The sequence below is a fragment of the Paenibacillus sanfengchensis genome, assembly GCF_036864765.1.
GTDB lineage: Bacteria > Bacillota > Bacilli > Paenibacillales > Paenibacillaceae > Fontibacillus > Fontibacillus sanfengchensis.
In genome coordinates, this window is record NZ_JBAGJC010000004.1 from 171,168 (window position 1) to 194,682 (window position 23,515).

25 protein-coding genes are annotated in these 23,515 nt (G+C 54.7%); 15 read left to right on the forward strand and 10 right to left on the reverse strand.

The window, feature by feature from the left end; translation table 11 throughout:
• Positions 1 to 81 precede the first annotated feature (81 nt).
• Complete coding sequence (locus V4U84_RS10025; RefSeq protein ID WP_334071534.1) at positions 82 to 993, forward strand: ATP-grasp domain-containing protein; 912 nt, start codon at positions 82 to 84, stop codon at positions 991 to 993.
• 185 nt (positions 994 to 1,178) lie between these two features.
• Here V4U84_RS10025 and V4U84_RS10030 read toward each other — a convergent pair whose 3' ends face one another.
• Positions 1,179 to 2,339 (reverse strand): asparaginase, encoded by a 1,161-nt coding sequence (locus V4U84_RS10030; protein ID WP_334071533.1) that lies wholly within the window; start codon positions 2,337 to 2,339, stop codon positions 1,179 to 1,181.
• Between the two features lie 351 nt (positions 2,340 to 2,690).
• Here V4U84_RS10030 and V4U84_RS10035 point away from each other — a divergent pair, with 351 nt between their 5' ends.
• The 10 genes from V4U84_RS10035 to V4U84_RS10080 all read left to right on the forward strand — a co-directional run bounded on the left by V4U84_RS10035 (position 2,691) and on the right by V4U84_RS10080 (position 12,346).
• A complete protein-coding gene (locus tag V4U84_RS10035) occupies positions 2,691 to 3,212 on the forward strand; it encodes an RNA polymerase sigma factor (protein ID WP_334071532.1) in 522 nt (173 codons plus the stop codon).
• The gene (locus V4U84_RS10040) at positions 3,209 to 3,673 is read left to right on the forward strand and encodes a hypothetical protein (protein WP_334071531.1); all 465 of its coding nucleotides are present in this window, start codon (positions 3,209 to 3,211) and stop codon (positions 3,671 to 3,673) included. Before V4U84_RS10035 ends, V4U84_RS10040 begins: the two co-directional genes overlap by 4 nt.
• Before the next feature lie 27 nt (positions 3,674 to 3,700).
• A complete protein-coding gene (locus tag V4U84_RS10045; protein ID WP_416367230.1) occupies positions 3,701 to 4,804 on the forward strand; it encodes a hypothetical protein in 1,104 nt (367 codons plus the stop codon).
• 116 nt (positions 4,805 to 4,920) lie between these two features.
• The gene (locus V4U84_RS10050; RefSeq protein ID WP_334071529.1) at positions 4,921 to 5,622 is read left to right on the forward strand and encodes a response regulator transcription factor; all 702 of its coding nucleotides are present in this window, start codon (positions 4,921 to 4,923) and stop codon (positions 5,620 to 5,622) included.
• Positions 5,619 to 6,635: a sensor histidine kinase gene (locus V4U84_RS10055; RefSeq protein WP_334071528.1), complete on the forward strand. Its 1,017-nt coding sequence runs from the start codon at positions 5,619 to 5,621 to the stop codon at positions 6,633 to 6,635. The genes V4U84_RS10050 and V4U84_RS10055 overlap by 4 nt, the downstream gene beginning before the upstream one ends.
• A 68-nt stretch (positions 6,636 to 6,703) precedes the next feature.
• A complete protein-coding gene (locus tag V4U84_RS10060) occupies positions 6,704 to 7,474 on the forward strand; it encodes an ABC transporter ATP-binding protein (protein ID WP_334071527.1) in 771 nt (256 codons plus the stop codon).
• A gap of 40 nt (positions 7,475 to 7,514) precedes the next feature.
• Positions 7,515 to 9,392, forward strand: coding sequence for an ABC transporter permease (locus tag V4U84_RS10065; RefSeq protein WP_334071526.1), 1,878 nt, complete (start codon positions 7,515 to 7,517; stop codon positions 9,390 to 9,392).
• Positions 9,393 to 9,419: 27 nt separating this feature from the next.
• On the forward strand, positions 9,420 to 10,028 hold the full coding sequence (locus V4U84_RS10070; RefSeq protein ID WP_334071525.1) for a DedA family protein: 609 nt from the start codon (positions 9,420 to 9,422) through the stop codon (positions 10,026 to 10,028).
• An 18-nt stretch (positions 10,029 to 10,046) separates the two neighbouring features.
• Positions 10,047 to 10,919 (forward strand): undecaprenyl-diphosphate phosphatase, encoded by an 873-nt coding sequence (locus tag V4U84_RS10075; RefSeq protein WP_334071524.1) that lies wholly within the window; start codon positions 10,047 to 10,049, stop codon positions 10,917 to 10,919.
• 227 nt (positions 10,920 to 11,146) lie between these two features.
• Positions 11,147 to 12,346 (forward strand): MFS transporter, encoded by a 1,200-nt coding sequence (locus V4U84_RS10080; protein ID WP_334072045.1) that lies wholly within the window; start codon positions 11,147 to 11,149, stop codon positions 12,344 to 12,346.
• 85 nt (positions 12,347 to 12,431) lie between these two features.
• On the opposite strand, the gene mtnB is transcribed toward V4U84_RS10080, so the two are convergent.
• The 7 genes from mtnB to V4U84_RS10115 all read right to left on the reverse strand — a co-directional run bounded on the left by mtnB (position 12,432) and on the right by V4U84_RS10115 (position 19,808).
• Positions 12,432 to 13,082, reverse strand: a complete 651-nt coding sequence (gene mtnB / locus V4U84_RS10085) for a methylthioribulose 1-phosphate dehydratase (RefSeq protein WP_334071523.1) — start codon at positions 13,080 to 13,082, stop codon at positions 12,432 to 12,434.
• Between the two features lies 1 nt (position 13,083).
• The gene (locus V4U84_RS10090) at positions 13,084 to 13,755 is read right to left on the reverse strand and encodes a 2-hydroxy-3-keto-5-methylthiopentenyl-1-phosphate phosphatase (RefSeq protein WP_334071522.1); all 672 of its coding nucleotides are present in this window, start codon (positions 13,753 to 13,755) and stop codon (positions 13,084 to 13,086) included.
• A complete protein-coding gene (locus V4U84_RS10095) occupies positions 13,752 to 14,972 on the reverse strand; it encodes a 2,3-diketo-5-methylthiopentyl-1-phosphate enolase (RefSeq protein ID WP_334071521.1) in 1,221 nt (406 codons plus the stop codon). Before V4U84_RS10095 ends, V4U84_RS10090 begins: the two co-directional genes overlap by 4 nt.
• Complete coding sequence (gene proC / locus V4U84_RS10100) at positions 14,969 to 15,829, reverse strand: pyrroline-5-carboxylate reductase (RefSeq protein WP_334071520.1); 861 nt, start codon at positions 15,827 to 15,829, stop codon at positions 14,969 to 14,971. The genes V4U84_RS10095 and proC overlap by 4 nt, the downstream gene beginning before the upstream one ends.
• A 20-nt stretch (positions 15,830 to 15,849) precedes the next feature.
• Positions 15,850 to 17,097, reverse strand: a complete 1,248-nt coding sequence (locus V4U84_RS10105) for a glutamate-5-semialdehyde dehydrogenase (protein ID WP_334071518.1) — start codon at positions 17,095 to 17,097, stop codon at positions 15,850 to 15,852.
• 30 nt (positions 17,098 to 17,127) lie between these two features.
• The gene (gene proB, locus V4U84_RS10110; RefSeq protein WP_334071517.1) at positions 17,128 to 18,234 is read right to left on the reverse strand and encodes a glutamate 5-kinase; all 1,107 of its coding nucleotides are present in this window, start codon (positions 18,232 to 18,234) and stop codon (positions 17,128 to 17,130) included.
• A gap of 368 nt (positions 18,235 to 18,602) precedes the next feature.
• On the reverse strand, positions 18,603 to 19,808 hold the full coding sequence (locus tag V4U84_RS10115) for a pyridoxal phosphate-dependent aminotransferase (RefSeq protein WP_334071516.1): 1,206 nt from the start codon (positions 19,806 to 19,808) through the stop codon (positions 18,603 to 18,605).
• A gap of 216 nt (positions 19,809 to 20,024) precedes the next feature.
• On the opposite strand from V4U84_RS10115, the gene V4U84_RS10120 reads away from it, so the two are divergent.
• Positions 20,025 to 20,834, forward strand: coding sequence for a carbon-nitrogen family hydrolase (locus V4U84_RS10120; protein ID WP_334071515.1), 810 nt, complete (start codon positions 20,025 to 20,027; stop codon positions 20,832 to 20,834).
• Here V4U84_RS10120 and V4U84_RS10125 read toward each other — a convergent pair.
• Entirely contained in the window at positions 20,822 to 21,730 is a 909-nt protein-coding gene (locus tag V4U84_RS10125; protein ID WP_334071514.1) for a LysR family transcriptional regulator, read from the reverse strand. The two genes, V4U84_RS10120 and V4U84_RS10125, sit on opposite strands and share 13 nt — an antisense overlap.
• Before the next feature lie 124 nt (positions 21,731 to 21,854).
• Here V4U84_RS10125 and lepB point away from each other — a divergent pair, with 124 nt between their 5' ends.
• From lepB to V4U84_RS10140, 3 genes are all read left to right on the forward strand, one after another.
• Positions 21,855 to 22,409, forward strand: coding sequence for a signal peptidase I (lepB, locus tag V4U84_RS10130; protein WP_334071513.1), 555 nt, complete (start codon positions 21,855 to 21,857; stop codon positions 22,407 to 22,409).
• Positions 22,410 to 22,443: 34 nt separating this feature from the next.
• On the forward strand, positions 22,444 to 22,680 hold the full coding sequence (locus tag V4U84_RS10135; RefSeq protein WP_334071512.1) for a hypothetical protein: 237 nt from the start codon (positions 22,444 to 22,446) through the stop codon (positions 22,678 to 22,680).
• Between the two features lie 233 nt (positions 22,681 to 22,913).
• Entirely contained in the window at positions 22,914 to 23,009 is a 96-nt protein-coding gene (locus V4U84_RS10140; protein ID WP_334071511.1) for a YjcZ family sporulation protein, read from the forward strand.
• Positions 23,010 to 23,042: 33 nt separating this feature from the next.
• Here the strand turns inward: V4U84_RS10140 and V4U84_RS10145 are convergent, their stop codons facing one another.
• A complete protein-coding gene (locus tag V4U84_RS10145; RefSeq protein ID WP_334071510.1) occupies positions 23,043 to 23,363 on the reverse strand; it encodes a hypothetical protein in 321 nt (106 codons plus the stop codon).
• Between the last annotated feature and the right edge of the window lie 152 nt (positions 23,364 to 23,515).

The window sequence follows — 23,515 nt, forward strand, 5'->3', positions numbered from 1 at the left end:
CATTCTCATCATATAAATCATGAATTGGTATGGTAGTTTAAATTTATGTAAACCTAGCATGTGCCGAAGGGGGATTCTCCGTTGATAGGGTGGATTATTTACAAGCATTTACCCCAGGATGTAAAGCCTGAAATGTACGAAATCCGGCGCCTTGTCGAGGAGGCGGAGCAGCAGGGGATCGAAATCCGCGTGCTCGCTCCGGAGCAGTTTGAGCTGATCGTGACAAGGGATGACCGCAAGAGCGTGATGGTGGACGGAGAGGTACTGCAGTTGCCTGATTTCGTCTTGCCGCGGATGGGGGCGGGAACGAACTATTTTGGACTGGCCTTGATCCGGCATCTGGAAAGGCTTGGCGTGCGGACGTTCAATTCCTCGCAAAGCATCGACACGGTTAAGGACAAATTATTCACCCAGCAAATTTTGGCGGAGCATAACTTGCCGGTGCCAAAGACGATGCTGATCCGGTCCAAAGTGGATGTTAATTTGGTGGAAAAGCACCTGGGGTTTCCGGTCGTGGTCAAGACGATTTCCGGGTCCCAGGGAAGCGGCGTATTTTTGGCCGAGACGAAATCCAAATTTATCGATCTGCTGGAAATGATCAATGCCTACAAAGAAAATGCGACGATGATTTTGCAGGAATTTGTCGAATCCAGCCGCGGGATGGATTTGCGGGTTCTGACGATCGGGGGACGGGCGGTGGCTGCCATGAAGCGCAGCTCCGGAAACGACAGCTTCAAGGCGAATTATTCGCGGGGCGGGATCGTGGAACCTTACGAAATTACCCCCGAAATGGAGTGGCTGGCACTGGAAACGGCTCGGCTGCTGAACCTGGATATTGCGGGGATCGATCTGCTGTTTGACGGGGATCATTATAAAATATGCGAAGCGAATTCATCCCCGGGGTTTGAGGGCATTGAATCCTGTTGCAATGTCAACATCGCGGAGGAAATATATAATTTTCTTCGCGTTCGATTGAACCGTTTTGGCGAATAAAGAGCATGAATAGTCCTCTATTCTAGCGATGAAAAAAAGCGAGCTGCCCGGGAGAGTATCCCGGCAGCTCGCTTTTTTGCTGTTAGAGTATGAGATTTGCCGTAATCAGTATCTTTTTTCGCCTCTGTAACGTTCTATTCTTGCAGACTTCCTCCCGGAGTTTGATATATAAGCGGGGACTGGAGTTATTTGGCCGGGAGCTCGATCTGTCCGTAGCCGTAAGTGGTAAACCAGTCCTGGATGGTCGCGAACTCCTTGGAGAAAGAAAGGCTGAGCAAGAGCATGATTCTGGCATGCTGTGCATTCAGGTTATCCCCGGCGATGATGCCTTTGCCGCTGGAATAGTTGCTGCCGGAGCCTGTGCGTGTCGTCGTCACGAATAGGACGCCTTGTTCAATGGCTTTGGCGCGTTCTTCGCTCATCGCTTGGGAGATGCCTCCGGCGCCTGTACCGGCCGTGACGATTCCTTTGGCCCCGTTAGCCACAAAAGCGCTGATAGCGCCGGGACCCGCATCCTGGTAGGAGTAGGCGATTTCGACCTTGGCCAAATCATTTTTGGTAATTTTGGTAAGGTCGAATGGAGTTGCCCATTCCTTTGCGGTTTTCAGGGCTCGAAATGGGGCGCGGTAAACGCGAATATTGTTTTCGTCGATATAACCTAGAGAGCCGATTTGGGGAGTGGCGAAAGTATCGGTCCGGTAGGAATTCGTCTTGGTCACTTCGCGAGCGGCATGAAACTCATCATTCAGCATCACTACGGTGCCGAAATATTTGGTTTTTCCGCTGGCGGCCAATTTGATGGCATTGTACAGGTTGGCCTGGGCGTCGGATCCGATCACCGTCCACGGACGCATGGAGCCGGTAACCACGACCGGCCTCGGACTCCGGACCGTGAGATCGAGGAAATAGGCGATCTCCTCCATCGTATCCGTTCCGCTGGTTACGACGACGCCGTCCTGGGTTTTCAACGCTTCATCAACCTTGAGGGACAAATCGTATAATTGCTGTATGGAATAGGCGCTGGATCCCGAATTTCCGAATTGCCGGGTGCTGACTTCGGCGATTTTATCCTTGTTCGGCAGCGCTTTGACCATGTCTTCAATCGGAAGGGTTCCCGCCCGGTAGTTCGTAAAGCTCGTTTCGTCCACCGATTTGCCAGCCAGCGTACCGCCGGTGGCGATGACTTGAACCTTGGGCAGCGTTTTGGCGGCTTGTGCGTCCACGGCGGCTGCCCCGGATTCGGCAGCGAACGCGCGGGGGAGCGGCATGGCCGGAAGCGCGGCTGTCGTAACGGCGAGACCGGCGGCGAGCACCCATTTCAAGGTGTGGGATTTCCAAGTGTTCATAGGATCGACCTCCATGATGTAATTTGTTAACCATATGTAATATAATCTTACGCATAATTGGTTAACTGAGTGGATTATAAAATGATGTAAGGTTTATTAACAAGTTAGTTTATATGCAAAGTAAGCGTTACAATGCTAGTTTTCCTACGGATATCGTTTCTATTCATTCAATATCTGCAGAGTTTCAAACTCATATAAGATTCATTGATTCATGTAATGTTAGTTGACATTCATGATAAATCGGATTCTTTTTAAAAAAAATTGATCTTAATGCAGGGGGAAGGTCTTCCTTGGGCGTCTATTGTTTTTGGAGGGGAGGGGAGAGCTATTGACGAGGAGTTAATCGAAAAGATGAAGGAGGGCGACCGCGCGGCATTTCACGAGTTTGTCAAGCTTTACGGCCAGATGGTATACCGTATTGCTTACTCGGTCCTCCATGACGAGAAAGAGGCGGAAGATGCCGCACAGGAAACTTTTCTTCAAGTCTATAAGTCTCTCTCCGCTTACCGTTCGCAAGGAATCAAGTCTTGGTTATCCCGCATCACCGTCAACAAAGCGATCGATTTGAAGCGGCGGCGGGATCGACGTCGTGAGGAACATTGGGATCCTGCCGATGTGGCGGACCGAATTCCCGCGCAAGAAGATGAATTATTGCAGAAGATGCTGAGCCAGGAGCGCAGAAACGAGCTGCGATCCAAACTGTCGGAGCTCCCTGCGAACCACCGGCAGGTGGTGACCGCTTTTTATTTTGAAGAAAAAAGCCATGAGCAAATCGCCTCGGAGCTTGCGTTAAGCGTCAAGACGATTGAGTCAAAGCTGTACCGGGCCAGGGCCTGGATTCGTGAGCATTGGAAGGAGGAGGAATGGAAATGAACGAACCGGAAATGCAGCGGATCCTCTGGCGGAAGTATATCCTCGGCGAACTGCCGAAGGCGGAAGCCGACAGAATGGAGGCGCTGATGCGGGCGGATGATAGGCAGTTTGAACTCTATATGGAGGAGTTTCAGTCGGTCGAGTCCGAACTGCCGACGCTGCCGGATGAAGAGCGCTTCGCAAGTGATGTCATGGCCCGGCTTCCGGGTCGGCGGTTGAACGGGGCGGCCGAAGGAAAAAGGAAGCAGTGGCGTTGGGACCGCCCGGTGCTGCATTATGTGATCGCCGCTTCCATCACCTTCCTGCTGCTCGGAGGCGGAGTGTTTGATCTGCTGGCGGCGGGGACGAGCGCAGCGGTGGAACACCAGGGCAGCGGGGCTCCGCTGAGTGAGCAGCTCCTGGAGCGGGCCTCGTTGTGGATGGATCGGATCAAGCCCGCGGCAGCTGCGGCTGATAACTAAGATGGTAGCTAAATTCACGGGGAAAGGATGATAACATTGACTTACTATCGCAGCAGAATGCTGGCGTTTATATTGAATGTGATCCCCGGGCTGGGCCACTTTTACTGGGGGAAGAAGGGAAGAGGGATTTTCTATCCGCTCTTCTTCTTCGGAGGGATTTTTTGCGGCTTTCTGGTGGCGTTGATCAGTGATCACGGAGAATTCTTCCTGGCCGGCTTGATAATGGAGTTGATCCTTTGGACCATTTCCATGCTGGATCTGCTTATCGTAGTGTTGAGAGAGCCGGCGGCCCAGGAAAGTTCGGCGTACGACCCGATGGCAGCATCGCGCCGCGGCGAAGCCGAAACCGAGCGATTCTTTACGATTCTGCTCTCTTTTGTTCCGGGACTCGGTCATTTCCAAATGGGGCTGATGCAGCGGGGGCTGTCCTTTCTGATCCTCTTCTTCGGACTGATCACGATGATGTTCTTCTTGACCGGCGTCACGCATGTAACGGTATTCCTGCTGTTTCTGGGCTTATTACCGATTATTTGGCTCTACTGCATGTTCGACGCCGTCCAGCTCATTCACCGCAAGCAGGCCGGGGAACCTCTGCAGGACCGGTCGCTCTTGGATGAATGGGAAGCGGGCCGGATCGAGGGGCGCCGCAGCAAGGTCCTGGCTACACTCCTGTCCGCGTTTCCCGGAGCGGGCCAAATGTACCTCGGCTTGCAAAAGCGTGGTCTCCAGATGATGGTGCTGTTTCTCGGCAGCTTCTACATTATCGACGTACTGCGTCTGTCCGTTTTTCTGTTTGTGGTCCCCGTGATCTGGTTTTACTGCTTTTTTGACGGACTGCAGCAGACGAGCCGGTACGGCATTCTGCCGATGGAGGACATTCCGTTGATCCGAAGCAGGGGGGGCAGCCAGCATTGGCTGGGAATCGCTCTTGTATTGATGGGCGTCTATTATGTGGGAGTGGAATTTATAATTCCTGCGCTCGACCGGTGGTTCCCGTACCTGCAGATACGCTATTTGATTGATGAATATCTACGGCCGGTTCTGGTTGCGGCGATTCTGATCGGAGGGGGCCTCAAGCTGTTGTCCGGCCGCCGGAAGGAAGCGGAGTGGGGCGGCGAGGAACGGCTATAAACGGCATCAAGCCAATCGAGGGTTGCAGGGAGTCTGCGGCCCTCTTTTTTTATTTCGGAGTCTATTTTTGTTACAATGCAGACAGATGAAACGTTGGTATAGAAGGAGAAGACCGGATGTTCAAAATATATATTGTGGAAGATGATCGACAGCTTGCCGGCTTGCTGGAAAACTATTTGCAGAGGTTCGGTTACGATACGTGCAAGGCAGCGGATTTTGAGCGGATCAAAGAAGAGTTTGAACGGGAAGCGCCGCATCTTGTTCTGCTCGACATCAATCTGCCCAAGTTTGACGGCTATTACTGGTGCAGACAGATCCGCAATTTGTCCACCTGCCCGATTATTTTTATTTCCGCCAGGGAAGGGAAAATGGACCAGGTCATGGCGTTGGAGAACGGGGCGGACGATTACATAACGAAGCCTTTCGACTATGACATCGTTTTGGCCAAAATCCGCAGCCAGCTGCGCAGAACTTATGGAGACTACGCCGCGGCCGGCGGTGAAAGATCAATTCATCTGGAAGGTCTTAGGCTGGACAAGGACCGTCTGTATTTGAGTCTGCGGGACAAGAAGATCGAGCTCAGTCTGACCGAAGTCAAAATCCTCGAAGAATTGATGCGCAGAGGGGAAGCGGTGGTCAGCCGGGATCGTCTGCTGGAGAAGATTTGGGACGACCAGGTTTTTGTCGACGATAATACCTTGAACGTATATGTAACGCGGGTTCGCAAAAAACTCGCCGCCCTGGGGATTGAGGAAGCCCTGCAAACCGTGCGCGGCCAAGGTTACCGGCTGATGCCCCATTGGGAGGAGGCGCGATGAAGCTTTTTTTGAAAGATCACCGGGCTCTCGTCGCCGTATACGGTCTGCAATTGCTGGTGGTTTCCGGCGTGTACTGGCTGGACGGGTACCGCAATATCTTTGTCGTGCTGTACGCCGCACTGCTTAGCGGATGCCTGCTGGCCGCCTATTTGCTCGTCCGGTATTTGACCCACCGTTCGTTCTACACTTGCCTGGAACAGGACGGGGCGATGGACGGCTTCAAGGAAGTGGAGCCGAAAACGCCGCTTTCCGAATCGCTGTATAGGTTCTTGAAAAAACAATACCGCTCGTACATCACCGAGTTGGATGCCCAACAATACAAAATCACCCGCCACCTTCAGTTTATAAGCCAGTGGGTGCATCAGATGAAAACCCCGGTTTCGGTCATTCATCTTCTGGTGCAGGATAGCGATGATGCGCGCTTCGTCGCGGTGGGAGATGAGGTGGACCGGCTTCGCAAAGGGCTGGACCTGGTACTGTACGCCACGAGGCTGGACGCTTTCTCGCAGGATTTCATGGTGGAGAAGCTGGACTTGGAGTCTCTTGTCCGCTCCGTCGTTTCGGAGCAGAAACGGCTTTTTATCCGCAGCAAAGTATTTCCCCACTTGCAGTTCCCGCCTGGAGTACGCCTGGTCATTGCCACCGACGAGAAGTGGCTGGCATTTGCGTTGACCCAAATTTTGACCAATGCGGTCCGATACACGACCAAGGAAGATGCGAATTTGTCGTTAAGAGGTTACCTGCGGGACGATGAAACCGTGCTGGAGATTTCCGATGAAGGCGTCGGCATCCCGGCCAGCGATCTCCCGCGTGTTTTTGATGCATATTTTACCGGGGAAAACGGCAGGAATTTCAGGGAGTCCACGGGGATGGGGCTGTATCTTGTCAAGCAGATTTGTCATCAACTGGGTCATCGGGTTGAGCTGGAGTCTGCCGTCATGGAGGGGACTACGGTCCGGATTTTCTTTGGAGGAAATCGAGCGGGAACCTTACAAGGAAGTAAGGAAGTGTAAGGTTAATCCATGGGAACCCGCTAGAGGTCCCGGGTATAATGAAGCTATCGGAGTGAGGAGGTGGAAGGATGCCGATTCTGGAAGTCCGGGAAGTGTCAAAAATTTATGAAGGCAAAATTTCCACCAAGGCCCTTGACCATGTCAGCTTTACGGTGGAGGAGGGGGAATTCGTCGGGATTATGGGTCCCTCCGGCAGCGGGAAAACCTCGCTGCTCAACGTCATCGCTACGATCGACGAACCTACCTCAGGGACCGTAAAGATCGCAGGACAAAACCCGCACGAATTGGATCGGGAGCGGATGGCCCTCTTCCGGAGAAGGCAGCTCGGCTTTATTTTTCAGCACTTTAACCTGCTCGATACGATGACCGTCGAGGAAAATATCGTGCTTCCGCTTACGCTGGAAGGTTCGCCGGTACAGGAAATGAAGCGAAATGCGGCGAATTTGGCGGAAAGGCTGGGAATCGTCCGCGTGCTGGACAAATTTCCGCATGAGATCTCCGGCGGACAGACGCAGCGGACCGCGATCGCCCGGGCGATGATCCATCATCCCTCGCTGCTCCTGGCCGACGAACCGACCGGAAACCTGGATTCCAAGTCTTCCCGGGATGTCATGGAAGCGTTCGCGATGATGAACAAAGCGGAGCGGGCCGCGATTCTGATGGTGACGCACGACGCCTTTGCCGCGAGTTTTTGTCACCGGGTGATCTTCATCAAGGATGGAAGCATGTATAACGAAGTTTACCGGGGGGACAACCGCCAGGCTTTTTTTCAAAAAATCATCGACATGATGTCGCTGCTGGGAGGGGATACGGATCACCTTTCGTCAGCTCGCCTTTAGTCATGTGTTAAGGAAAAAACGCACTTATGCGGCTTATTTTTTGAGCAGCACGTTTTCGGTCATGATCTTTTTCGTATGCGCCGTGTTTCTGTTTCATCCGGAGCTGCGCGCCAGGGTGGCCTGGAAGTCGGCACTGCTTGTGCTGGGGCAAGCGGAAGGAATCATGTTCGTATTCTGCTTTTTGTTTGTTCTTTACTCCGTCGGTTCATTCCTTCGTTCCCGGAAACGGGAATTCGGGCTGCTTCTCTTGCACGGGTTGACCGTAAAACAGCTGCGCAAGCTGGTGTTCACGGAAAATATGCTGGTGGGCCTCGGAGCGCTGGGCACGGGGATACTGGCCGGCCTGTTGACGGCCAAGCTGTTTCTTATGGCTGGTTCGAATCTGCTGGGGATCGAAGGGCTGTCGTTCCATATTTCACCCTGGAGCGTTCTGTTGACATTGGCGGCATTCCTGCTGCTGTTTCTGTCGATTTCGTCCTGCACGACGATGCTGCTCGGCTCCACCCGGCTTATCGACTTGTTTCAATCCGGCGTGAAAAGGAAAGGCCAGCCCCGGTTCTCCAAAGGGCTGTCCCTGCTGGCGGCAACCCTGCTCATGGCCAGCTATGTACTGGCCGTGACGGCATCGGCACCGGTTGTGAAGCTTCGCATGGTCCCCGTGGCCTTGATGACGATGCTCGGCACCTATTTATTTTTCTCGCAAGCCAGCCTCACTTTGATTCACCTGTTGAAGAGAAATTTGGCCAGGTACTGGCGCAGGACGAATCTGATCCTGATTTCCAATTTATCGTACCGGCTGAAAGAGAACGCCTGGATGTTTTTTCTCGTCTCCATGATTTCGACGGTCACGTTTTGTGCGGTCGGCGTATTCGCCTCCGTCAACCGGCTGTCCGGCGAGTTCGCGCAGGATCACCCCGCTCAAATCGGCTATATGGCCAAGCCGGGAAATGCCGGGAGCAAGGAGCATCTAACGCAGATCCGGGAGGAGCTTGCGGGGCGGGGTCTCGCCTTTCACGAGGAAAAGGCGGATTTACTGCTAGCTGACGTTGCGTCGGCGACACTTGCGAATGTTCCCGATCAGCTGGCGCTGCTCTCTTTTTCCGATTATAAAAAACTGGTGGCCGCCGCGGGGATTGAGATTGGGGAGGAACCCCCGGACGACAACGGGGGGCTTGTGCTCATGAGCTCACAGCGGGAAAAGCTGCTCCTGCGGGGACGGAAGCCGGCAAGTTATGTGCTTGAAGCGGATGGAGTGCGGCTGCACGAAGCCGGCATTACGCAACACGTGTCCGTTCCCGAATATTTAACGCCGGAGCTCGGTGATTTCCGGGGCGGCAATTTTTCGGGGCTCGTCGTCAGCGACGCGATGTGGGAACGGCTGGCTCCGAGCTCAAATCGGGCGGTTTACACAGCGTTTTATACGGATTCCGAGCTGAAAGAGACCGTCGGGATGGCGAAAAATTTGACGGATAACGGAAAGATGAAGTATGAAACCACTCTGGATTACGCCATGTCGGTGAGCGGGACCTTGTTCGAGGTTCAACGGACCACCTACGGAGCTCTGCTGTTCTTTGCGATGTTGGTCGGAACCGTGTTTTTTATGTCGGCGGGGAGCTTTCTTTACTTCCGGCTTTACAGCGACCTGGACTATGACCGGCGGCAGTATGCCGCGCTTACCAAGCTTGGGCTCACCCGCAAGGAAATGGAGCGGGTTGTGACCGCTCAACTGGGTCTTATGTTCTTTTTGCCGGTAGGGGTAGCGCTCGTTCACAGTATTTTTGCGTTCATCGCGCTGCAGAGCTATCTTTTTATCCCGATTGCCTGGGAGGCTTGCCTGATCTTGTTCAGCTTTTGTTTCGTGCAGGGGATGTATTTCTACTTCATTCGTGCGCGGTATTTACGGAATTTGCAAAAATGACATCTATAACCGTTTTGGAGGTACTTCGTGGAAAACTGGATTACGAATATTATGGAGCAATTTGGCTATGCCGGGATCTTGCTGTTGATCGCGCTGGAAAATGTGTTTCCGCCGATTCCGTCGGAGGTGATTCTCACCTTCGGGGGCTTTATGACGACGTATACAAGCTTGACGGTCGTCGGGGTCATTGCCGCGGCGACGGTCGGTTCGGTGCTCGGTGCGGTCATCCTGTACGGGATCGGTTACCTGATCAATGTCGATAAGCTGGAAGGTTGGGTGGACCGGTACGGTAAATTTTTGCGCCTGAAAAAAGAGGATATCCGGCGGGCGGATGCCTGGTTTGATAAATACGGCTATTGGACGGTGCTGTTTTGCCGGATGATTCCGTTGATCCGCAGTCTGATCTCGATTCCCGCGGGGATGTCCAAGATGAAGTTCGGTCTGTTCCTGTTGTTTACGACGATCGGTACTTTGATCTGGAACATTATCCTCGTTTCCGTAGGCGCCGCGGTGGGCGGTTCCTGGGAGAAGATCGTCGAGTTTATGGACGTTTACTCCAATATTGCCTACGCTTTGATCGCGGTGGTTGTGATCGGCGGCGTGTTTTGGTTTTGGCGGACGAGAAAAAAGGGTTGACGGGGAGAGAGGTTTCGCATGGATTTTATCGATTTGATCAAAGCGGTCATTCTCGGATTGGTCGAGGGATTGACGGAATTTGCCCCCGTTTCCTCGACCGGCCATATGATCATCGTGGACGATATGTGGTTGAAGACGGAGCAGTTGCTGCAATCCAAGTATGTGGCGAATACATTTAAAGTCGTCGTCCAGTTAGGCTCCATTCTGGCGGTGCTTGTCGTATTTCGGGAACGGTTTATGGATCTGCTCGGCATTTCCCGGATGAAGCGGCGCGGGGAACATGGTGCCGCCGCGGCATCCCGTTATGGCAAGGTCGGCGAAGGATCGAGGCTGAAGCTGGCTCAGGTGTTGGTCGGGCTGGTGCCGGCGGGCATTCTCGGCGTTCTGTTGGAGGACTATATCGATGAATACCTGTTCTCCACCGCCACGGTGCTGGTCGGCCTGGTCGTGGGCGCGCTGCTGATGATCGCGGCGGACCGTTTGGGGCCGAAGCGGCCGACCGTGGAATCCGTCGACCAGATCACCTACAAGCAGGCGTTTGCGATCGGCTTGTTCCAGTGCCTTTCAATCTGGCCCGGATTCTCCCGGTCGGGCTCGACGATATCCGGCGGAGTCCTGCTCGGGCTCAGCCACCGGGCGGCAGCCGATTTCACGTTTATTATGGCCGTGCCGATCATGGCCGGGGCCAGCGGGCTCTCCCTGCTGAAAAACTGGGAGTATTTCACGGTGGATGCGCTGCCCTTCTTTATTGCCGGCTTTATAAGCGCGTTTATCTTCGCTTTGCTCTCGATCCGCTTTTTCCTCAAGCTGATCAACCGGATCCGGCTTGTCCCGTTCGCCGTCTACCGGCTGCTGCTGGCCGTCGTGATCGGAGCGCTGTATTTCTGGTAAGCTGTATTTCTGGTAAAATGTTAAAGGACCGTCCGGTGGTGTTCAGTTGTGCGGGCGGTTCTTTTTGTGTTCGAGTATCATCATACACGAGAGGATTTCAGGCAAGGCCTGGTGGCGGCAACGCTGGAGAGTTTAACTTACGGCCGGCAGGTTATTGCAAAAAAACGGAAAGTAAGGAGCGTAAAAATTTGGGGAAGAATTCTGGCAAACTCAATAAGATTTACATCATGCAACTGGCTACGATATTTATAGGATTTGTTATATTCGGGTTTTCGGAGAATATAAAGGGGCCGGCAATCCCGCGAATTCAGTTTGATTTTATGCTGAGCGAATCCCAGTTGGGCACATTGTTGTCGCTCAATGCATTAGGCTATTTGTTGGCCTGTTCCTTTACCGCTTATCTGACCCGGATCTGGGGAATTAAAAAAGTAACCATACTCTCCTTTTTGGCCATGATCGTCTCGGGAATTCTGATTTTTTTCTCGCAAAATTACCCGGTGTTTTCAGCGTCTTATTTCCTCATGTACATAGGCAACGGGATGCTGGAGATTGCTCTGGCCATTCTCGGTGCCCGAATTTTCGTAAAAAATGCAGGAACGATGATGAATTTGACCCATGGTTTCTACGGTCTGAGCTCTATGGTGGCACCGCTCGTCGCCACGGGCTTAATGAAAATCACGATTTACGGTTTTACGCTGGATTGGAGGGGGATGTATCTGGTTATGCTTTCTTTGTCGGTACTCCCCATCTTTTTCGCTCTCGGCAGCAAGTTTCCGGGGGATGATATCAAGCAGGAGGATCGGATTTCCCTGAAGACATTGATGCGAGACCCCGTGCTGTGGCTCATGGTTCTCATCTTATCGTTTGGCGTTGTTTCCGAACTTGCGGTAGGGGGATGGCTGGTCAATTTTCTGGAAAAAGCCTACGGTTGGGACACGGTGAAATCTTCCGGCATGCTGTCGGCGTTCTTCCTCTGCTTTACGCTGGCGCGGCTGCTGCTTGGGCCGATCACCGATAAAATCGGCTTCACCTTGTCGCTGATCCTGTTTTCGGGATTTTCGGCGGTCTGTACGTTTGCCGCGATTCTTACCGGCGAGCGTTTCGCCTTTTTGTTTTCCCTTGCCGGCTTGGGGATCGCCATGATCTATCCCACGGTGATGGCCTTTATCGCCAAAAGATATCCTCACGGGAGCGATACCGCCATTACTTTTACAGTAACCCTGATGGGGCTGGGAAGTGTCATCGGGAACTATATCATTGGCGGCGTGATAGAGCTTGTTAAGGGGTTGTACACGTCCGATCCTGAGACAGCTTTATTGCGCGGGCTTCAAGCCGGTTACGGGTTCATCGGTCTATGCGCGGCAATCTGCTCGATAACCGGTATAGTCTTGTACATCTATCTCTCTAAACGGAAAGAAATAATATAAAGCGAGGCGTGCTTTAAACTTAGAAAAAAACCCCGCCCGCCGTGGTTGCGATAAACCAGGCGGGCGGGGGCGCGTAGAAGTACGCTTACTTATGGGCGCGGAGCAGCAGCGAACGGTAGAGCACTTCAAAAATAAACTCGAAAGCCTCCAAATGCCGCTTCGCCTCAAATGCGTTGGCTCCCCAGGCATAGATGCCGTGATTGCGCAGCAGGATGCCGGGGATTTCCGGCTTGAGCGCTCCGGGGATCAGCTTGGCGATCGAAGGGATATCCGCGTAATTGGGGAGAATCGGAATTTGGATGGCGGCATTTTCCTCCCAAATACCGAGCCCCTTAATCAGCTCGATGCCTTGGGCCGGTACGGCCCCCTCGTCCCCGTAGTATTCGCTGATCAGATTGTTGTAAACGGTATGCACATGAAAAATAGCCCCGCACCCCGTCATTCGGTAAATTTTGGCGTGAATCAGCGTTTCGGCGCTCGGCTTGAGCGACGTCGTTTCGCAGGCTTCGCCGGCGGCGTCCACGAAGAGGAAATCCTCCGGGCTGTGAACCGATTTGTCTTTTCCGCTCGAAGTGACCGCAAAATGAAACCGGTCCGGGGAGAAGCCCCCGACCCGTACGGACAAATTACCGCTCGTTCCGGGGAACCAGCCCCGGGCGGCAAATTGTTCCTTGATATTTCGGAGTTCGCCGAGGGCCTTCTGTTTTTCCTCCAGAGAGATTTCTGAAAATGTCAACTTAGTTCACTCCTTCCCGCCTGATCATGTCGGTTGTAATTTCGAAAAACGTCTCGAATGGAATATGGGATATGCCCAGTTCCCGGCATTTTTCGGTGAGTTTGGCGCGCGAATAAACCCGGTCCGCCAGCTTGGCCCCCTCAAAATCGGTCAGGCTGTCCCCGATCAGAATCCGTTCGTATTGATCCGGAGGATACCGCCGCATCACCGCGGCTTTGCACATGCCGCAATCGTTACTGCAATGTTCGTCACAGGGATGGGGCCATAAAATAGCGATGCGCTCCCCGCTGAAATCGGCGGTATTACAGAAAATATGGTCCTGCGGAATATCAAACGGAGCCAGCAGCGGCTCCAGAAAGAAATCGATGCCCCCGCTCGTGACGAAAAAAGGGATCGACCGCCGCTTCACGTAAGCGAGAAATTCCCGGAAGCCTGCGCGGATCCCGGCTTGTCCTAAGACGAACGCGGTAATTTCCTCGCGCATCGAAGCCGGGAAGAGGGCGAACATCGCCCCGACGCCTTCCCGGATCGATAATTCGCGGGAAAGGATCCGCTCCATAATCGGCTCGTATCCTTGCGGTTTGAAATGCTGCATGATCGCCACAATATTATCGCTCTTGGTGATCGTCCCGTCGAAATCGCAGAAGACGACGGGCTGCTTGCCGCTGTTCATCGCTGCCCTCCCCACAGGTTGAGGGCCGCTTTCAATTCGGGCAGGCTCGCCGCCGCCTGCTCGAGGGAGACGCCGTTCATCGCGGCGTCGATCGCCTGCAGGAAGGCGCGGCCGCCGGCGCTCGCGCCGCCCGGGTGACCGTGAATGCCGCCGCCGGCATTCACGACCACATCGGTGCCGAAGTCGTCCAGAATCCGGGGAACAAGCCCCGGATGGATGCCGGCCGACGGCACCGGGAAGCTCGCGCGCTGCGGCAGCGCCTCGGCGGTGAGCTCGCGGCGGATCGCCAGGTTCTCCTCCCTCGGCATCACGACCGAGCCGTAAGGCGAGGGGAACAGCACGAGGTCGGCCCCGGCGATCCGCATCAGCTTCCCGAGCAGCAGGGAGGCGGAGATGCCGTAGTGCGGCGACGGGTACAACGCGCCGGCCAGCGACGGATGCGCTGCAATCGGCACGGTGATGTCGGGATCGGAGCTCAGTTCGTGCAGGACATCGAAGCCGTAAGGCAGCACGCTGAACAACAGGGCGGAGGCCCCGGCATCGATGGCGCGCAGCGCTTGCTCTTTCAGCTTCGAAGTCGGACCGGTGAGATTTGTGGCGTACAGCAGCTTTTTGCCGGTGACGCGCTCGGCCTCCTCCGCGGCTTCCCGGCAGACGCGCACGCGCTGGTCGATCGGAGTCAGCGGATTTTCAAACAAGATCTCGTCATCCTTGATCAGGTCGACGCCTCCAAGCGCCTGGGCGAGAAATTGCTCTTTAAGCCCGTTCAGATCGTAGCCGATGACGGATTTGAAGATGCTCATCAGGAGCGGGCGTTCCTGGGCACCCAGCAGGTCCCTTACGCCGTTCAGGCCGAATTTCGGGCCGGGGAAGGCGCTGAGGAACGAGTCCGAAAAATCGAGGTCCAGCAGCTTGATTTTGCCGTCCATCGAGATTTTGCCGAACACCGTGATCAGCAGGGCGGGGAGGTCGCGGCTGAAATTGATGTCGGGATAGGAAATCAACACGTCCGCGTAACGCTCGGTATCATCGCCGTTATCCGGCTCATGTACCTCGATCCGTTCCACCCGGCCTAGGTGAGGCCTCATCTCCTCCTGCTTGATCTGGGGCAGCTCGGTCCAGGTGCCGACGGTCATGCCGATGGCGATGGCTTGGGCCTTGCGTTCAAAATCGGCCTTGGCATCGTAAATCCGGTACGTCGCTGTACAATAGCTCATAACAAAGCCTCCTTTACCGCTTCGCCCATTTCGCGGGAGCGTTCCGCGCAGCGGTGAACCGCCGCTTTGACGGCCGTTTCGAACCCGCGGTCGGCCAGCACTTCGAGCGCGGCCTGGGTCGACCCGTTCGGCGAAGTAATGTCTTTGCGCAGTTTTTCCGGCGCTTCGCCGGTTTCCTTCATCATGACCGCCGCGCCGAGCACGGTTTGCACGGTCAGCTCGCGCGCCTGCTCGGCGGTGAGTCCGCCTTCGATGCCGGCGGCGATCATCGCTTCCATCATGTAATAATAGTAAGCGGGCCCGCTGCCGGAAATCCCGGTCAATATGTCCATCCGGTCCTCGGGGATCACCTGGATGGTGCCGACCGCTTCAAACATCGAGAGCACCCGCCGGCGCTGCTCCTCGGAGGTCTCGGCGGAGAAGGAGATGCCGGTGGCGCCGAATCCGATCGAGCTGGACGTATTCGGCATCGTTCTAGCCACCGGCGCTTTCACGCCGAGCAGCGCCTGGATGGTGCCGATCGACAGGCCGGCGATGACGGAGATGACGAGCTGCCCTTCGCGAAGCATGGGCCCCAGCGCTTTTAAAGCTTCGCCCGCATCCTTCGGCTTCATCGCCAGAACGATTACGGACGCTTGGCCCAGATGTTTCGCGGTTTTGTCTGCGCCGTTTCCGGTAACTACGCCGTATTGTTCTTCCAGGTAAGCCAGCCGTTCTGCGCTGCTGCGGTTCAGCATGACGATCTGTCCCGGGGCCGCTACCTGCTTGTGGATTAAGCCGCGCACGATCGCTTCGGCCATGGAACCGGCGCCGTAAAAACAGATCTCCGGCGCCTTTGCGGTGGATTCGTTCAGCATGGTTTCAACCTCCTAAATCTTTACTTCCGGATTTGACCGTTCCCGTGAATGATATATTTGCTTGAAGTGAGCGCGGGTAATCCCATCGGCCCTCGGGCGTGCAGCTTTTGCGTGCTGATTCCGATCTCAGCGCCGAAGCCGAACTCAAAGCCGTCCGTAAAGCGGGTGGAAGCGTTATGGTATACGGCGGCCGCGTCAACTTCCCGCTGGAAGCGGGCGGCGCTCGCGCCGTTTTCCGTCACGATGCATTCGGAGTGCTTCGTGCCGAAACGGGATATATGGGCTAATGCTTCATCCAGATCGTCCACGATCTTCACGTTCAAAATATAATCGTTGTACTCGGTCGCATAGTCTTCTTCGGTTGCCGGTTTGGCCCAGGCGACGAGTTTGCGGGCCGATTCGCAGCCCCGCAGTTCCACGCCCGCTTCCCGGAATTTATCCGCCAGATCCGCCAAGTGGCGATTGGCATAGGAGCGGTGTGCCAGCAGCGTTTCCATCGAGTTGCAAACGGAGGGACGCTGTACCTTGGCGTTCAAAGTGATGGCTTCGGCCATGGCCGGATCGGCCGACTCATCCAGGAACGTGTGGCAGATTCCGGCCCCGGTCTCAATGACCGGAACGGTGGCGTTCTGCACGACGGTCTGAATCAGGGAACTGCCGCCCCGCGGGATAACGACATCCAGCAGCCCGTTTAACTTCAGCATCTCATCGACGGAGGAGCGGTTCGGATCCTCGATCAGCTGGACGGCGTCCTTCGGGACGGAGGTTTCCTCGAGCGTCCGGTGGATGATTTCGACGATTTTCCGGTTGGAGGAGAGGGCGGAGGAGCCTCCGCGCAGCACGACGGCATTGCCGGTTTTCAGGCAAAGGCCGACCGCGTCCACCGTGACGTTGGGACGGGCTTCGTAAATGATGCCGATAACGCCGAGCGGCACGCGCTGCTGGACGATGTGCAGGCCGTTCGGGCGGTCGATCGTCGCGAGCACATCGCCCACGGGATCGGGAAGCTCCGCGATTTGCCGCAGCCCTTCGGCGATGCCGGCAATCCGGCTTTCGTTCAGGGCAAGGCGGTCCAGCAGCGATTCGGATGTGCCGTTTTTCCGGCCGCGTTCCAGGTCTTCGCCATTCGCGGCGATAATTTCGGCGGCCCGCTCCTCCAGCGCCTTGGCCGCGGCGAGCAAGGCCTCATTTTTGGCTTCCGTGCTCAGACCGCCCAGGATGGCGGTCGTTTTGCCGGCTAACGCCGCTTTTTCTCTTACTTCACTCATGGTTTAACCTCCTTCATGGATATCGAGTATTTAAGATTTTAAGGAAATCCATTCGTCCCGATGAATGACCTCCAGACGGTGGACTTCGTTTAAACGTTTCATCACTTCCGTGCTGGGCAAGCCAAGAACGTCCCGGAGCTGGCCGGCGTCGTAGTTGACGATGCCCCTCCCCAGCACTTCCCCCTGATCGTTCAGCACTTCCACCACGTCGCCGGCTTGAAAATGGCCCTCAGCCCCGCGCACGCCGACGGGAAGCAAGCTGCGCCCGCCATGGATGAGCGCCTCCTCGGCCCCCGCGTCGACGGTCAAAGCGCCGATCGGGGTGGATATAAAGCCAAGCCATTGTTTTTTTCGCGGCAGGGCGGAGCTGTGCGTCTCAAAATAAGTTCCCCGGCCGCGGCCTTCCAGCGTTTGCCGAAGATCCCCGGGGCGGCCGGCTTTGCCGACGAAGACGGGGATGCCGCCGCGCGAGGCGATTTTGGCCGCGTCGATCTTGGAGCGCATGCCGCCCGTCCCTACGCTGGAGCCCGCCCCGCCGGCGATGGCGTACAGCTCCTTGTTGATTTCCGCGACCCGGTCGATCCGGACGGCCGCGGGGTCGATGCGCGGGTCGGCGGTGTATAATCCGTCGGTATCGGTCAGGATAATGAGCTGATCGGCTTTGATCAGATTGGCGACCAGCGCGGACAATGTATCGTTATCCCCGAATTTCAATTCATCGACCGAGACGGTGTCATTTTCATTGATAATCGGGAGGATACCCCGGCTCAGCAGCTCTTCCAACGCCATGCTGGCGTTGCCCATCCGGCTCCGGTTTTGGAAATCGGAGCGGGTGAGGAGGATTTGCGCCGCGGAAATTCCGTGCTCGGCCAGTTCCTCGCGGTAGGTTTGCATAAGCAGCGCCTGCCCGACGGCGGCGGCGGCTTGTTTTTCATGAAGCAGTTTGGGCCGCTCCGGATACCCGATTTCCCGGAAGCCAGCGGCTACGGCGCCGGAGGATACGAGCAGAACCCGGGTATCCGCCGACCGCAAAGCGGCGAGCTCGAAGGCGAAATAGCGGATCGCTTCCCGGTTTAACCCGCCCTCCGGGGAGGTTAGCGAGCTGCTTCCGATTTTTACGACAATGCGGCGTTGCATGGAGACCACTCCTTATGAAATAAATCATAGCTTAGACTACAGGTAAAACAAAAAAACTCCCGCCTTTGCTTGCAAAGGACGAAAGTTTCACTTCCGCGGTACCACCTTTATTGATGATTCATCATCCGACTTGGGTTGCCCGGTAACAGGGGCGCTGTCCGGTTTGTGGCCGGCCGTTCGGGGATAGGGTTCAAAGCGGGCGGGCCGCAAATTCTCACAGCCGAAGGAATCTGCTCTCTGGGGGCCGCACCGGTCTCTTACTGGTCCCGTCATTACGTTTAATATCAAAATATGGTGCTTATTTGTTTGAATTACTGATAGGATACCACGCGAATCCGGCCTTTGCAAAAGAAAATGACCGCACCGGCTCAAAAGAGGCCGAGCTTGCCGATCCGATGGACGGCTTCCGAAAGCCGCGCTTCTTCGGTGAGCAATCCGAGCCGTACATATCCTTCGCCATACTTGCCAAAACCAATGCCGGGCGCCACCGCGACTTTGGCCCGCTCCAACAGCAGCTTGGCGAAATCGGCCGAATCCAGGCCCTTCGGCACCGGAAGCCAGGTGAAGAAGGAGCCGGACGGTTTGCGGGCTTCCCAGCCGATCTCGGCCAGAGCTGTAAACAAGGCGTTTCTTCTGGACTCGTAGACGGACACCAAATCGGCCACACATTGCTGCGAGTCGGTCAAGGCGACTTTGGCCGCTTCCTGGATAGCGCCGAACAGGCTGACATAAATGTGATCTTGGAGCAGGTTGATTAAGGAGACGATCTCCTTATTGCCAAGGGCGAATCCGACGCGCCAGCCGGCCATATTATAGGTTTTGGACAAGGTGTAGTACTCAACGCCGACTTCTTTGGCGCCTTCCGCTTGCAGGAAGCTTACGGGACGCTGCCCGTCAAAACCGATGGCGCCGTAAGCGAAGTCGCTGGCGACAACGATGCCGTGGGCGGCGGCGAATTTCACGGTGTCCTCATAAAAGGACAGCGGAGCCGTGGCGGCCGTCGGATTGTTCGGATAATTCAGGAACATCAGCTTGGCCCGCTCTTTATCCCGCGCCGGGATGGCGTTGTAGTCGGGAAGAAAAGCGTTCTCCTCTCTGAGGGGCATGAACGACATTTCCGCGCCGGCCAGCGCGGTGCCCGACCAATAGTCCGGATAGCCCGGATCGGGCACCAGGCACAGGTCGCCCGGATTCAGTAAAATTTGGCTGATCTGAACGAGCCCGGTTTTGCCGCCGAACAGGATGGCGACCTCGGTTTCCGGGTCCAGGTTAACGCCGTAATCTTCGCGGTATCGCTGGGCCGCGGCTTCTTTCAGAAAATGAAAGCCTCGAAAGGGGGAGTATTTGTGATACTGGGGGTTGGCGACGGCGGCCTGCGCGGCGCGGACGATATGCTCCGGGGTAGGGCGATCCGGGTTGCCCTGTCCGAGATTAATGACGTCATGTCCCGCGGCGATCTCCCGGTTTACGCTGGTGACCAGCGAGGCGAAGAACTGCTTGGGCAGTTTATTCATGATGTCGGCCGGCCGGATCGAAAAAGAAGCGGCCCCCGGGTTAGGTTGATTTGATTTCATGGCTCACACTCTCCGGTCTATGAGAAACGCGATTTTTTGACTCAGCGTCACTTCAAAAATAATATGTTTTAATTTAACACGATTTAACCTAGCTGCATAGATGGAATTTCAGGTGTGAAAGCCTTGCGCGTCTCTTTCCGCCAGATTATGATGGGAGTCAAGTATAGTCGGCCGCCCGCAGGTTGCCGCCCGATAAGAAAGGAAGGTTAGATAACCATGAGCAACAATACAAAGGCATGGAACGTGGCATTGATTCAATGTGATATCGTCCTTGGACAGCCCGCGCTAAACCGTGAAAGAATGGAAGCGAGGATGAAACAGGCGGCAACCGCTCCGGATAAGCCGGATGTGATCGTCCTGCCGGAAATGTGGAACACCGGCTACGACCTGAACCGTATCGGGAGTCTCGCCGACTGCGAAGGGAAAGAGTCCAGAGACTGGCTTTCTTCCTTTGCCCGCAGGTATGGCGTTCACGTTGTCGCAGGTTCGATCGCGGAAAAAAGAGGAGACCGGGTGTATAACACCATGGTTGTTTTCGATCGGGACGGAAACGAGGTCGCCGCGTATTCCAAAATCCATCTGTTTCGGTTGATGGAGGAGGAGAAGCATCTCACTCCGGGCGATCGCGCCGTCACGTTTACGCTGGACGGCATCCGCTCCGGAGCTTCGATTTGTTACGATATCCGGTTTCCGGAGCTTGCGCGCACGTTGTCCTTAAACGGAACCGAAGTGCTGTTCGTCCCGGCGGAGTGGCCGCATCCCCGTCTCCATCATTGGCGTACGCTGCTCATGGCCAGGGCGATCGAAAACCAGATGTACGTCATCGCTTGCAACCGGACGGGAAGCGGCGGCCGCGACGTATTCTTCGGGCACTCCCTGATCATCGACCCTTGGGGAGAAATCGTGGCCGAGGGCGGGGAAGAGGAAGAGATCGTTACCGGACGGGTTGACCTGGGTCTCCCCGCCGAGGTTCGCGGGCGGATTCCGGTCTTCAGCGACCGCCGCCCAAAGCTTTACGAGCTATAGCGTTCCGCCAGCGTGGTTTTGAAGGTATCTATGAAGGCTTCGGCGGCCTTGGACAGGTACCTTCCTTTGCGGTAGGCGATAACCAGCGTGCGGCTCGGCGAGGAGGCTAGCGGAACGTAGACCGGAATCAGTTCGCTCCGTTTGGCCCGGGCGATAAATCTGGGCACCAGGGTGATTCCCATTCCGGCCGCGACTAAAGACTGTACGGTCTCGATATTGTTGCTCTCAAATACGACGTTCGGTTCAAAGCCGGCGCTCTTGCACAAGTCAATGGTGATCTTGCGGAAACCCTGGCCTTTTTTGAGGACGATAAACGGCTCTTCCTTAAGCTCCGCGAGCGAAATGCCGCCCGCTTGGTGTTCGAGTGCGGCCAGCCGGTGATCGGGCGGGACGGCCAGATCGATCATCTCTTCGCCGATCGCCTCATACGTCAGCGTCGGCTCCTGCAGCGGAAGCGAAAGCAGGCTAAGGTCGGTTCCGCCGCCGGCGGTCAGTTTTTCCAGATTCAGCGACGTGTCCTCCAGAAGGTTTACCTGGATATCCGGGTAGGCCGCCTTAAAGGCCGGGAGCACATATGGGAGCAAATGCGAGCCGGTAATAGGCATGCTTCCGATGACGACGCGCCCCGCCCGCAGTTGGGAGATGTCGTCCATCTCCTGGCGAAGCTGCTCCACGGCGTCCATGATTTTGCGGGCGTGCTCAATAAAACTCGCTCCCGCGTGCGTAAGCTCAACGGTGCTTGTGTTCCGTTGAAACAGCTTGACGCCCAGCTCTTGTTCCAGCTTGGACAGCTGCTGGCTTAAGGAAGGCTGGGCAATATGCAGTTTGTCCGCCGCTCTGGAGAAGTTACGTTCCTCGGCAATTTGCAGCGTATATTGTAGTTGTCGAAGCTCCATCGTATCACCTCTGTGCATGTTTTCTTATAAGCCAAACCTATTAATATTATATGCTATTATAGGTTTGGAATGTTGCAGTTTTCAATGTATAATAATAGAAAAAGTTGTAGTGGAGGTTTGGCTTTTGAAAAAAGTTTGGAAAGAAATTCAGGGATGGGGAATTTCCATCATCATCGGATTTGTACTTAGTATGATTATCGGCATATTCGTGATTCAACCCTACAGAGTGGACGGCCATTCAATGGAACCGACACTGAATGATAACCAGCGGATTTACGCATGGAAGTTCGTACATTCTTTCGACAAGCTGCCGAAGTACGGCGATATCGTCATTATCGACAGCCGGGTAGACCGTGAGAGGTCGTTCCTGGATGACGTAAAGGAACATCCGTTGATCCGTTTGCTTTCGGGCGCCGAAGAACAGGAGATTTTTTATGTGAAACGGGTGATCGGTCTGCCGGGCGATACGATTGAAATCAAGGATGGACAAGTGTACCGTAACGGGGAGGGTCTTCATGAACCTTACATCAAGGAAGCGATGAACGGCGGAACGAACCAGTCCTGGGAAATTCCGGAGGGCCATGTGTTTGTGATGGGCGATAATCGCAACAACAGCAATGACAGCAGAAGTATCGGCCCCGTACCTCAGGACCACGTGATGGGGATTGACTCTTTCTGATTAATTTTCGCATCTGGCTAAAGGAGAGAAGAGAATGACGGATGTCTGGGAAACCTGTCCCCAATGCAAATCTGACCAGGTTGTTACGCGGGGCAAGCTTTTTTATTTTTACCTCTGGTTTGCGGCCGGCGGCTGCCTGATGTGGCTTGGACTACTGTTTTACTGGCCTCTGGTGGTTGCGGGCTTTGTTCCGATTGTGATTTCCTTGTTCAGCTTTATGAAGGGGAAAGTTAACCGATGCACGGCCTGCGGTCATAAATGGAAGCCTTAGAGCTGCCCTCGCCTTATCCGACAGATCAAGCGATTGATCTGTTTTTTTATTGCTTCGGTTTAAGTTCGTGCTTCAAAAAAAAGCACCCGCTTGGCGGATGCGAAAGTATATTTTAACTGCGTCTTCGAAAAAAATGATAATGGATTAGCCGCTATAGGTTATCGTCTATACCAACCCGTTATTTGCCTCATAAGATGTGGTGTAATAAAAATTAAGTCCTGGGAGGGAAAATAATGAGCGGTTACGATGGGAAAAACTTCATTTTTACATCTACGGCTACAATCTTGGTTCTCTACATTTTGCTTGTTATTGTACTGAGAACATTCTAAAGCGAAGAAAATCAGAAAAATATTGGGTGCGTCCTAAGTATACAACAGAGTAATTACGAGCAACTCGTAAAGAACAAGCGTCAGGATGAGTTCATCCGAGTTGTAGAAAGGGCCCCCAAAGAACGCCCGTTGCCCGCCGTAGTTAGGTACGGCCAAATGTAGCAAGCCTTTGTTGCAGTTTACGATTCGACCGACAAACGTTTGACCGTCCAAGGTTACAATACGTACGGTACGATTGGCGTAGTGGCTGCAAATGTGATGCATTTTGTTTCTGATCGCTGTCAAATTCTGCGCAAGATCCTGGTCCGCCTGATACAGGACGATCTGCTGTTGACCTCCAAGCTGAAGACTCATGGAACGGATTCCTCCTTAATTGAGATGTTGTTATACTATGCGAATTAGGAACTCCTGGTTCATATTCAAGTGACCTGGACAGTGAGGCCTCTCACTGTCTTTTTTGCTTTGTCTATAGGTAATTCCTATGGACATTATAGATATTATATCTT

What these genes read in the sequence shown, in the direction of transcription:
- V4U84_RS10030 (WP_334071533.1), bottom strand. Translation starts at nt 2,339, where the DNA reads ATGAACACTTGGAAATCCCACACCTTGAAATGGGTGCTCGCCGCCGGT.
- V4U84_RS10035 (WP_334071532.1), top strand. Translation starts at nt 2,691, where the DNA reads ATGAAGGAGGGCGACCGCGCGGCATTTCACGAGTTTGTCAAGCTTTAC.
- V4U84_RS10040 (WP_334071531.1), top strand. Translation starts at nt 3,209, where the DNA reads ATGAACGAACCGGAAATGCAGCGGATCCTCTGGCGGAAGTATATCCTC.
- V4U84_RS10045 (WP_416367230.1), top strand. Translation starts at nt 3,701, where the DNA reads ATGATAACATTGACTTACTATCGCAGCAGAATGCTGGCGTTTATATTG.
- V4U84_RS10050 (WP_334071529.1), top strand. Translation starts at nt 4,921, where the DNA reads ATGTTCAAAATATATATTGTGGAAGATGATCGACAGCTTGCCGGCTTG.
- V4U84_RS10055 (WP_334071528.1), top strand. Translation starts at nt 5,619, where the DNA reads ATGAAGCTTTTTTTGAAAGATCACCGGGCTCTCGTCGCCGTATACGGT.
- V4U84_RS10060 (WP_334071527.1), top strand. Translation starts at nt 6,704, where the DNA reads ATGCCGATTCTGGAAGTCCGGGAAGTGTCAAAAATTTATGAAGGCAAA.
- V4U84_RS10075 (WP_334071524.1), top strand. Translation starts at nt 10,047, where the DNA reads ATGGATTTTATCGATTTGATCAAAGCGGTCATTCTCGGATTGGTCGAG.
- V4U84_RS10080 (WP_334072045.1), top strand. Translation starts at nt 11,147, where the DNA reads ATGCAACTGGCTACGATATTTATAGGATTTGTTATATTCGGGTTTTCG.
- V4U84_RS10090 (WP_334071522.1), bottom strand. Translation starts at nt 13,755, where the DNA reads ATGAACAGCGGCAAGCAGCCCGTCGTCTTCTGCGATTTCGACGGGACG.
- V4U84_RS10095 (WP_334071521.1), bottom strand. Translation starts at nt 14,972, where the DNA reads ATGAGCTATTGTACAGCGACGTACCGGATTTACGATGCCAAGGCCGAT.
- proC (WP_334071520.1), bottom strand. Translation starts at nt 15,829, where the DNA reads ATGCTGAACGAATCCACCGCAAAGGCGCCGGAGATCTGTTTTTACGGC.
- V4U84_RS10105 (WP_334071518.1), bottom strand. Translation starts at nt 17,097, where the DNA reads ATGAGTGAAGTAAGAGAAAAAGCGGCGTTAGCCGGCAAAACGACCGCC.
- proB (WP_334071517.1), bottom strand. Translation starts at nt 18,234, where the DNA reads ATGCAACGCCGCATTGTCGTAAAAATCGGAAGCAGCTCGCTAACCTCC.
- V4U84_RS10115 (WP_334071516.1), bottom strand. Translation starts at nt 19,808, where the DNA reads ATGAAATCAAATCAACCTAACCCGGGGGCCGCTTCTTTTTCGATCCGG.
- V4U84_RS10120 (WP_334071515.1), top strand. Translation starts at nt 20,025, where the DNA reads ATGAGCAACAATACAAAGGCATGGAACGTGGCATTGATTCAATGTGAT.
- V4U84_RS10125 (WP_334071514.1), bottom strand. Translation starts at nt 21,730, where the DNA reads ATGGAGCTTCGACAACTACAATATACGCTGCAAATTGCCGAGGAACGT.
- V4U84_RS10135 (WP_334071512.1), top strand. Translation starts at nt 22,444, where the DNA reads ATGACGGATGTCTGGGAAACCTGTCCCCAATGCAAATCTGACCAGGTT.
- V4U84_RS10140 (WP_334071511.1), top strand. Translation starts at nt 22,914, where the DNA reads ATGAGCGGTTACGATGGGAAAAACTTCATTTTTACATCTACGGCTACA.
- V4U84_RS10145 (WP_334071510.1), bottom strand. Translation starts at nt 23,363, where the DNA reads ATGAGTCTTCAGCTTGGAGGTCAACAGCAGATCGTCCTGTATCAGGCG.